This is a genomic window from Deltaproteobacteria bacterium (assembly GCA_016210005.1).
Taxonomy (GTDB): Bacteria; Desulfobacterota; Binatia; order HRBIN30; family JACQVA1; genus JACQVA1.
The window spans coordinates 24,110-33,855 of record JACQVA010000188.1; the positions used below are offsets into that span (position 1 = coordinate 24,110).

6 protein-coding genes are annotated in these 9,746 nt (G+C 65.3%); all 6 read right to left on the reverse strand.

Features of this window, described 5'->3' with window-relative positions:
• Positions 1–10: 10 nt before the first annotated feature.
• The 6 genes from HY699_18255 to HY699_18280 all read right to left on the reverse strand — a co-directional run bounded on the left by HY699_18255 (position 11) and on the right by HY699_18280 (position 8,983).
• Positions 11–1,237: an efflux RND transporter periplasmic adaptor subunit gene (locus HY699_18255; GenBank protein ID MBI4517752.1), complete on the reverse strand. Its 1,227-nt coding sequence runs from the start codon at positions 1,235–1,237 to the stop codon at positions 11–13.
• 232 nt (positions 1,238–1,469) lie between these two features.
• On the reverse strand, positions 1,470–1,802 hold the full coding sequence (locus HY699_18260; GenBank protein ID MBI4517753.1) for a YnfA family protein: 333 nt from the start codon (positions 1,800–1,802) through the stop codon (positions 1,470–1,472).
• Entirely contained in the window at positions 1,799–4,996 is a 3,198-nt protein-coding gene (locus HY699_18265) for a CusA/CzcA family heavy metal efflux RND transporter (GenBank protein MBI4517754.1), read from the reverse strand. The genes HY699_18260 and HY699_18265 overlap by 4 nt, the downstream gene beginning before the upstream one ends.
• Positions 4,997–5,014: 18 nt before the next feature.
• On the reverse strand, positions 5,015–6,289 hold the full coding sequence (locus HY699_18270; GenBank protein ID MBI4517755.1) for an efflux RND transporter periplasmic adaptor subunit: 1,275 nt from the start codon (positions 6,287–6,289) through the stop codon (positions 5,015–5,017).
• A gap of 1 nt (position 6,290) precedes the next feature.
• A complete protein-coding gene (locus HY699_18275; GenBank protein ID MBI4517756.1) occupies positions 6,291–7,718 on the reverse strand; it encodes a TolC family protein in 1,428 nt (475 codons plus the stop codon).
• Positions 7,715–8,983 (reverse strand): TolC family protein, encoded by a 1,269-nt coding sequence (locus HY699_18280; protein ID MBI4517757.1) that lies wholly within the window; start codon positions 8,981–8,983, stop codon positions 7,715–7,717. Before HY699_18280 ends, HY699_18275 begins: the two co-directional genes overlap by 4 nt.
• Positions 8,984–9,746: the final 763 nt, after the last annotated feature.

Consider the following 9,746-nt stretch of genomic DNA (forward strand, 5'->3'; position numbering starts at 1 on the left):
GGTGCCTCGCTCACTCATCCACGCACCCGGCGCCCAGACGCGATTTGAGCAACTCGGACTTCAACACGAAGCTGTGTGCAACCACGATACGGTCCTCAGGGCGGAGCCCAGCAAGGATCTCCAGCCGGCCGTTATGCTGCGCGCCAATCCGAAGCGCGCGCGCTTCATAGAGATCTTCCTCGATCTTAACGAACGCGAAGGGCTTCCCGTCGAGTTGCTGGACCGCAGACGTCGGGATCACGAGCGCTCCCTCTGAATGGCCCGTGAGAATGCGGGCACGCGCAAACATCCGCGCCTTCAATGCCCCGTCTGCGTTCGCCACCTCGGCGCGCGCTTGCGCCATCCGCGTACGCTCGTCCAGCTGCGGCGAGAGCCAGGTGAGTGTTCCCGTGAAGGTTTGCTCGTGCAGCGCTTCGACGCTCAACTCAACCTGCTGGCCGAGCCGCACGTGCGCGAGCTCGGACTCGGGGATGTTGAGCATCGCCCACATCGCCGATCGGTCGGCCAACGTGAAGAGGGCCTTCCCTGACTCGACGAGGGCACCGCGGACGGCATTGCGCTCAACGATCTCGCCGGCAAACGGCGCGCGGATCTCCAGTACGGAAGTCCCCCTTGCCTCGGTGGCGACTGCCTCGATCTGTTCCTCCACGAACCCGAGCGTCGTCAATTGCTGGCGCACCTGCTGCACCACGGCGACTGCGGCGCGGTGGGCGGCCACGGCCTCCTGCAGATCTTTTTCCGAGGAGACATGCTCAGCCCGGAGCCGCCGCTCGCGTTCCAGGGTCTGCTGCCTCAAGGCGGCGTCTGCGATTGCCCGCAGGTAACTGCTCTTCGTCTCGGCAATGGCAGCCGACCAGATCGTGGCGAGCCGGGCCCCTTCTTCGACGCGCTGACCAAGATCGACTTCAACACCATGAATGATGCCGTCGACTGGTGCCGCCACGTGCGCCAGCTTGTTTAGATTGAAAGAGATCTCCGCGTAGCATTCGACTGCGTCACCGATAGCCCCACTTTCGGGGGCTGCCGTTTGCACGCCCGCTTTGGCAGCCGACTCGGCCGAGGCAAAGCGGATCTTCAGGCCGTGACCGGGCGCCAGGGCGGACACCAATTCGGGATGGCAGATGCCGCATTCGGACTCGGGCACGCGGTGCTCGTTGCACAGGAGCGATTCTGCCGCGGGTTTCGGCTTAGCTTCTGCCAATTCCGGATGGCAGATGGTGCACTCATCTTCGTACACGTCGTGCTCATTGCACCACAGCCGTTTGGGATCGCGCGTCGGTTGGGCGTCCGGTTCCGAGTGCGCGCGCTGTTCGCGTCCATGATCGTCTGCGTGCGCAGGGGCGCCACAGTCGCACCGAGGGACAAAGGTAATGAGGGCTGTCGCCAGCAACAGTCCGTAGCGGGCAAGGGCTATCGGCGTTGATTTCATGCGTTGCCTACCTCCCGGGAACCATTCAGTGGTGCTAGTATCAGCGCGGCCAGTACATCACGATGCTCACGCCGCCGAGGGCAATGGCCGCGCCGAGCAGGTCAAAGCCATCAGGTTGATTGCCATCCAGCAGCCATCCCCACAGCAGCGAGAGCACGATGAAGAAGCCGCCGTAAGCGGCGTACGTGCGCCCAAAGTGCGCCGGCTGAAACGTTGGAATCACACCGTACAGCACGAGCACGACACCGCCCAGCAGACCGAAGAGCGGTGACCACCCCGCACGCAACCACTGCCAGACCAGCCACCCACCGCCGATTTCACAGGCCCCGGCCAGCACGAAGAGCCCCACGGAGCGCAGCACCTCGAAGCTCATGTCGAGACCTCTAACGCCGCATCGCTGCCGTGGAAGATCCGGTACAGCCCGGGTAAGACCAGCAACGTCAGCACGGTTGAGGACAGAATCCCCCCGATCACCACCGTCGCCAGCGGGCGCTGCACCTCGGCGCCCGTCCCCGTCGCGATGGCCATCGGAACAAATCCCAGCGAGGCCACGAGCGCCGTCATCAGTACGGGTCGCAGCCGCGCGAGTGCTCCGGTCATAATAGCCGTGTCCAACGGCACGCCCTCCGCACGCAAGGCCTTGATGAACGTGATCATGACGAGGCCATTGAGCACCGCCACGCCGGAGAGGGCGATGAAGCCGACGCCCGCCGAGATGGAGAGCGGAATATCGCGCAGCCACAGCGTAAGTACCCCGCCCGTCAGTGCCAGCGGCACACCGGTGAACACCAGCAGTGCGTCTTTGACAGCACCGAAGGTCACGAAGAGTAACAGGAAGATCAGCAACAGCGCGAGGGGCACGACGATCTGCAAGCGTTTGGTGGCGGAAATGAGCTGCTCAAACTGCCCGCCCCACGTCGTCCAGTAGCCGGGAGGGATTTCAACCTGCTGGACAATGCGCTGCTGCGCTTGGGCCACGAACGATCCGAGGTCGCGCCCGCGCACGTTGGCGGTGACGACCACCCGGCGCTTGCCGTTCTCGCGGCTGATCTGGTTCGGACCGGGAGCGATGGTAATCTTGGCTACCGCCCGCAGCGGAATGAACGCCCGCACTGGCCGCATCAACGACGGGAGCCTCACGGTCGTTGCCCGCCAATCCGCCCCACCCGTGTCGCTCTCGACGGCGGGCAGGGCGATGGGGAGCCGTTCGATCACTTCCGGATTGGTTCGCAAGTCCTCGGGCAGTCGCACAATCAGCTCGAAGCGGCGGTCGCCCTCGAACACCTCACCGGCCGCCTTGCCGCCGAGCGCGATCTCGATCACCTCCTGCACGTCGGCCACGTTGAGGTCGTACCGGGCCATCGCGTGTCGTTCGAGCCCGACCGTCATGACCGGCAGGCCGGTGACCTGCTCCACCTTCACATCCGCGGCGCCCGGGATGTCCCGCAAGACACGCTCTACCGCTGTTCCCGTTTCCAGCAACACCTGCATGTCATCGCCAAAGATCTTGACGGCAACGTCGCTTCGCACTCCTGCGATCAGCTCGTTGAAGCGCATCTGGATTGGCTGGGTGAACTCGTAGTTGTTGCCCGGGATGCTCTGCACCGCTGTCTCCAACTCCTGAACCAGATCCGCCTTAGGCTTGCGCGGGTTCGGCCACTGATCGCGTGGCTTCATGATCACAAAGCCATCGGCCACACTCGGCGGCATCGGGTCGGTAGCGATCTCAGCCGTACCGATCTTGGCAAAAACGGTCGTGACCTCCGGAACCGTCTTGAGCCGCCGCTCGAGCACGTGCTGCATGTCGACGGCCTGAGAGAGGCTGGTGCCCGGAATGCGCAACGCGTGCAGCGCGACGTCACCTTCGTCGAGGCTTGGGACGAACTCGGTCCCCATGCGGTTGGCCAGCAGGCCGCAGAGCACCACCAGCACGGCCGCGGCCACAGCCACGGGCACCCGCCAGCTCAGGCAGATCCGCAGGAGCGGCCCGTAGACAGCCTTTGCGAGAAGGATGATAGGGCTCTCTCGCTCCGAAACCTTGCCCGAGAGAAACAAGGCGATGGCGGCGGGAACAAAGGTGGCGGCCAGGAGCATCGCTCCCAACAATGCAATGACGACGGTGGCGGCCATCGGATAGAACATCTTGCCCTCGACGCCGGTGAGCGTGAGGAGCGGAAGGTAGACGACCATGATGATGAAAACGCCGAAGAAGCTGGGTCGGACCACCTCCCGCGTCGCCACGCGTGCGACCTCCAGCCGTTCGGTGACCGTGAGCAAACGCTGGCGGCGGTGTTGCTCCTCGCCGAGTCGGCGGATCGAGTTCTCAACGATGATGACGGCGCCATCGACGATTAAGCCGAAGTCGAGCGCCCCCAGGCTCATCAGGTTGCCGCTGATCTGGTTCTGCACCATGCCCGTAATCGTGAACAGCATCGCCAGTGGAATCACGGCGGCCGTGACGAGGGCAGCGCGGATGTTGCCGAGAAGCAGAAAGAGGATGACGATCACCAGCGCAGCGCCGGCAGCAAGGTTCTCCTGAACGGTGCGGATCGTGGCATTAACCAGATCGGTGCGGTTGTACACGGTCTTGGCCACCATCCCGGCCGGCAGCGTGCGGTTGATCTCCTCCATTTTCCCGTGGACGCGCTCGGAGACGGTCCGGCTGTTCTCTCCCATCAGCATGAAGACCGTGCCCATCACCACCTCGTCACCGTTCTCCGTCGCCGCGCCGGTGCGCAGCTCCTTCCCGAGCACCACCTTCGCGACGTCCTTGACGTGAATCGGCACGCCTTCGTGATGGCCGACGATGATCTCGCGGATGTCTTCGATTGTCCCCACCTGCCCGGGCGAGCGGATGAGGAACTGCTCGCCGTTGCGTTCGACGTAGCCAGCTCCCACGTTCGCGTTGTTCCGCGTCAAAGCTTCCATCACGTCGCGAAAGCTCAAGCCGTACGCCAGCAGCTTTTCCGGATGCGGGTTCACGTGGAACTGCTTGACGTAGCCGCCGATGGTGTTGACCTCGGTGACGCCGGGGATGTTGCGGAGCTGTGGCTTGATCACCCAGTCCTGAATGGTACGCAGATCGGTCGGCGTGTACGGTTCTCCGGCCGGCGTGCGAGCGCCGTCCTCGGCCCCTACCGTGTACATGTAGATTTCCCCGAGGCCGGTTGCGATCGGGCCCATCGCCGGCTCAATGCCGGGCGGGAGCTTGCCCTTCACCTCCTGGATGCGCTCGCTGATAAGCTGGCGGCCGAAGTAGATGCTGGTGCCGTCCTTAAACACCACGGTGACTTGCGAGAGCCCGTAGCGGGACAAGGATCGCGTGTAGTCGAGCTGCGGCAGGCCCGCCATGGCCGTTTCGATTGGAAATGTGATCCGCTGTTCGACTTCCAGCGGTGAGTAGCCGGGCGCCTCGGTGTTGATCTGCACCTGGATGTTCGTGATGTCCGGTACCGCGTCGATGGGGAGCCGCTGATAGTTGTAGATCCCCAGAACGCCCACCCCCAGCGTGGCGAGCAGCACAAACCAGCGTTGAGCGATTGAAAACCCGATGAAGAACTCGAGTATGCGCATGCGACCCCCTCCTCAGTGATCATGGGTGGCGCCGGCCTTGCCGAGCTCGGCCTTCAGAACGAAGCTGTTTTCGGCGGCGTAACGTTGACCCGCACCGAGCCCGGAGAGCACCTCCACCCACTCGCCGTCGCGCCGCCCCTGATCCACGGGTCGCACCTCGAAGAGATCGTCCACGCGGATGAACACTACATCCCAAGCCCGAAACGTCTGCAGCGCGCTGGCTTTTGCCGCAACCGGAACGGTCACCTCCTCGACGATCACTTCCGCACTCACGAAGAGACCCGGGCGCCATTCGCCGGTGGGATTTGGTAACTCCACGCGGGCTAGCATCGTCTGCGTGTTCGATGCGCCGAACGGCGAGAGATAAGCAATCGAGCTTTCGGCTTTCGGCAGTCCCTCACCTGCGTCCAGAACCACGCGCTGCCCGACTTTGACCCGCGCAAAGTCCTGCCGGTAGACGTTGAGGTCCACCCAGACGGTGCTCAGATCCGCGACCACGTACACGTCCTCGCCTTCGCCGACGAACTCACCCGGGCTGACGTGCTTCTTGATGACCGTCCCGGCCAGTTGCGAGCGCAGCTCGTAGGACTGGAGACTTTCGTTGCTCTGAATGACTGCCAGCACTTCGCCGTTCTCCACCCGATCGCCCAGGCGCTTGCGCGCTTCCTTCACGATGCCGGGGAAGCGCGGGATGAGGTGCGCCATACGATCTTCATTGGCGACAATCTGTCCGGTGACCCGTAGCTTGGTGCGCAGCTTTGTCGGGCCGGCGGTCTCCACCGTGATGCCCGAGTCCCGAACCGCCTCGTCGGTGAGCTGAACGCGACCTTCGTACGAGCTGTACTCCCAGTTTGCCGTACGCCCGTTTCGCTCCGCGCTAACCTTCACGTCGAAGGAATGCGGTTCGGACACCACCTGATCGCCGAGCAAGTAGCCCTCGCGCGGCGTGAAACGGAGGCGATTCACCTCTCCACCAAGCCGGTGCAGCTCGATTGCGAGCTGCACCTCGGCGGGATCGACCGGACGATCCGCTTCGTAAGAGTAGACACGGAATTGCGGAGGTACACCGCGTTCGAAGATCGTCACCTCGACGGCAAAGTCTTTGTTCCGCAGAAGCCGCCCCCCGTGCGGTCCCTTCGCGTGATCTTCCTTCGCATGCGCGGCCTCAGCGTGCTCGCCCTGCACGTCGCGATTTCCAGTGGGCGCACCGGCTTGCAGGATGACGGCGGCGAGACCCGCCCCGACGATCAAGACAATGACTACTCCAACGAGTTGGCTCTTGCTCATGTCAGTCCCTTTCGCGCTGGTCAGGGCCGTCCTCTACCTGCATCGGTTCACCGATCAGCCGCTCCACCGCCGCGAGCGCCGTGTGGTAGTCGACGAGCGCGCGAACGCGCTGCACGCGCGCGGCGATGAGCGTGCGTTGCGCGTCGAGCACGTCCAGGTATCTGAACCGCCCTTCCCGGTAACCCGCAGTGAGGATGTCGAACGCACCCTGCGCGCTCGGCAGGACCTGCGCGCCAAGCGCCGCCACCTGATCGTGCGCCGTCGCCAGCGCCTGGTAGGCGGTCACCAGCGCCGCCGTGACGCCGACCTCGGCGGCGCGCCGCCCCTCGCCCGCCTCCGCTAGCTGCCGGCGCGCTTCGAGAATCGCTCCCTGGTTGCGGTTCAGGAGCGGCACTGGGACGGAGAGCCTGAACACCAGCGCGTTGTCGTCCGGCCCGCTCAGCCGCCGGTAGCCGGCGCCCGCCGTCACGTTCGGGACCGCCTTGCTCTCTTCCAGCGTCACCGTGGCCTGGCGCTGCGCCAGCTCGCTCGCCCAGCGCGCCAAGTCGGGGGTCTGCGCCAGACGCTGGCGGAGATCCTCTAGGGGCGGGACCGGGTGCACGACCTCCAGCGCTCCCTCAGCGGCCGCGAACCGCGGGGCGGTGCCGCCCCACTGCGCCGCCAAGCGTTGGCGCGCGACCTCGAGGCGCTGGCGCGCCTGGCTCCGCTCGATCTCGGCGCTGGCAAGCGCCACCTTCGCCTTCGTCACCTCGACCGGCGAGGCGCTGCCGGCCGTGACCCGCGTCGCAGCGGTCTGCACGACCTGCTCGCCGAGCCCCACGGCCTGGCTCGCCAGCTCTAGCTGCTGCTGAGCGCCGACCACCTCGACGAATGCTTGCGCCGTTTCGGTGAAGACATCGAGGCGTTTGACTTCGTAGTCCCACGCCGCCACATCGCGCGAGAGGGCGGCTGCGCGCAAGCGCGCCGCTCGCTTGCCGCCGAGCTCTATGAGCTGGTTCAACTCGAGAGTCGTTTGCGCCTGATCCACCCCACGAAACGAGCGCGAACCGCCAATGTCCTCTGCGGTGAGCGCGGCCTCAGGGTTGGGCCGCAGCCCGGCCTGCAGCACCCGCGCTTCGCTCGCGCGGACCCGCCACGAAAACGCCGCTAGCTCTGGGTTGTGCGCCAGCGCCAGCGCGAGCGCCGCGCGCAGCGCCAGCGGCCCGGTTGGTTCCTCCGGCGCCGGCTGCGCCGCACTCGGAGGCTCCGCCAGCGGCTGGAAGGGCCCCAGCTCCCTCCCAAGCGAGCGCGGTGGTACCCCGTCTTGTCCTTCGCCGGAAGATCCCGCGGCGACCTCTCCGGCCGCCGGCAGCACCGCGAGCAGCAGCACTACGGCCGCAATCGCGAGCGCCACGAGGGGTGAGCGGTGACGAGGTGTGTGCGTGATCACTGGTGTGCTCCTTGTTCGAGCGGCTGCCCGACGGCGCGCTCCAGCGCGGTACGGGCGAGCCAGTAGTCCCACAACGAATCGAGGTAAGAGAACTGGGCATTGACGAGGTCGTTCTGGACGACGACCAACTGCAGCAAGTCGATCTTGCCCTCACGGTAGGCGGTTTCGACGAAGCGAAAGTTCTCGGAGATGCGACTGACCGCGTCGGCTTCAAAGACCTGCACGGCTTCGGCCGCCGCCTCATAGCTGCGGTAGGCGTCGCGCACTTCGGCTTGCACAGTGAGCGCCGTGCCCGAGCGGGCGTATGCCGCTTGCGCACGCTGCCCGGCGAGGGCCGTCAGCTCCGCTTGCCGCCGGTCAAATAGCGGGAGGGGGATGCTGATCTGGCCACCCACGATGCGGTCACGGCTCCCAGCCGTTTCGGTCTCCTCATCGTATGTCCCCCGCAGGGTGGGGTTCGGCACGATCAGCCGCTTGGTGAGGCTCGTCTCCGCGTCGACACGTTCAATCTCGGCGTCGCGCGCGTGAAGATCTGGGCGAACCCGTAGAGCTGTCTCCAACAACGTGTCCACGGGGGTCTTGATCGGGTGCACGGAGAGATTCCCGGCAATCTCAACCGTGCCGAGCGGGTCGTTGCCGAGCAGACGCTCGATCTCACGCAAAGCGTTGCGATGATCCCGCTCCGCGGTCAGGGTGTCCTTGCGCGACTGGCTGTAGCGAACGACCGGGAGGTTGGCTTCGAGCTTCGGCACCTTGCCACTGCGGAACCGCTCCGCTGAAGCGTCACGGAGCCGGCGGTTGAGATCCTCGACTTGGCGGAAGAGCTGCAGCCGGCGCTCAAGGTAGAGCACCCGGTAGAAGGCCTCTCTCACCTGTGTCAGGACCAGCCGCTCGGCGTTGGCGATCTCGGCCTCGACGCGGGCGAGATGGCGGTCTGCTTCGTCGATCCGCTTGCCGCGTTGGCCGGCGACTTCGAACTCAAGCGACACACCTCCCGTTCGCTGGGCGTCGCTGCCGCCGGCGTCGAAGCGGCGCTGCGCGGCACCGCCCTCGATCTCGGGATTGAACTGGTTCCAGTACCGAGCCTTCACCAAACGCCCGCGCGCGATCTCGGCTTCCTGTCGAGCCGACAGGAGTTCGGGGTTGTTCTGGCGAGCCATGTCGAGCGCGCGGTCCAACGTGAGCGGTTCTGCGCTCGCCGCGGCAGTGCCCACGGCACACGCCAATAGGGGTACGGTGACGAGGAACTGTATTCTTCTGACCATGCTGCACATGCTCTCCTGTCTGTCCTGTCGCCTCGCGTGGAAAAAGAATCGCCGCGGGCGATGTGTGGGGCCGTTGCGTGGACGCACCACGGCTCCGGCGCCGGCGACCGCAATGGTCGGGCGCCACTCAACAGCAGGGGCGATCAGCAGCGATCGACGGTGGTGCGCAGGTGGCGCGGCCGCCGTTCGTGTGGAGCAGTTGCGACGGTGGAAATGCCGCTCGCAGTCAGGCGCGCGACGCCAGTGGTGACGGCATCCACTGGGAGCGATGGCATCGCCGGGGTGTGGGCGTGACGGGTAACGACTGTCTTCAACGCCGGGCCGCTACCGAGTCGGGTGTCCGTGCACCCCTGGCCGCAGCCATCACCAAGGGGATGGCCAATTTCGCTAGCCGCCGGAGCGGACCCCGGGATACAGCAGCTCGCGTCGACCAGTTCGATGTCCCAGTGCCCGCCTGGGCCGACACAGATTATCAGCCGGGGCAGCAACCCCAGGCAGAGAAACAGGCCCACGAGCACGGGCGAGAGGCGACTGACAAGACGGACTCGGCGCATCCGCCTAATTGGATACGCTACCGCCATGCCAAGAGCAAGCAGGTCCAAGCCGAGTTGAACGCTTGGGGTGTGCGACAAATCTGTGGGTAACGTGCAGCCGACCGGGCAAATCGTCACCAGTCTGACAGTACTGTGTACTGTCAGGCCGAGGCCCATGGCCGAAAGGGACGCAATTTGTCATCTTCCAGGCGCGGCGCCACTTCTTCAGC

Bases quoted from the DNA above. Each gene is read 5' to 3' on its own strand.
- HY699_18270 (MBI4517755.1), bottom strand. From the start codon at position 6,289: ATGAGCAAGAGCCAACTCGTTGGAGTAGTCATTGTCTTGATCGTCGGG.
- HY699_18280 (MBI4517757.1), bottom strand. From the start codon at position 8,983: ATGGTCAGAAGAATACAGTTCCTCGTCACCGTACCCCTATTGGCGTGT.
- HY699_18260 (MBI4517753.1), bottom strand. From the start codon at position 1,802: ATGAGCTTCGAGGTGCTGCGCTCCGTGGGGCTCTTCGTGCTGGCCGGG.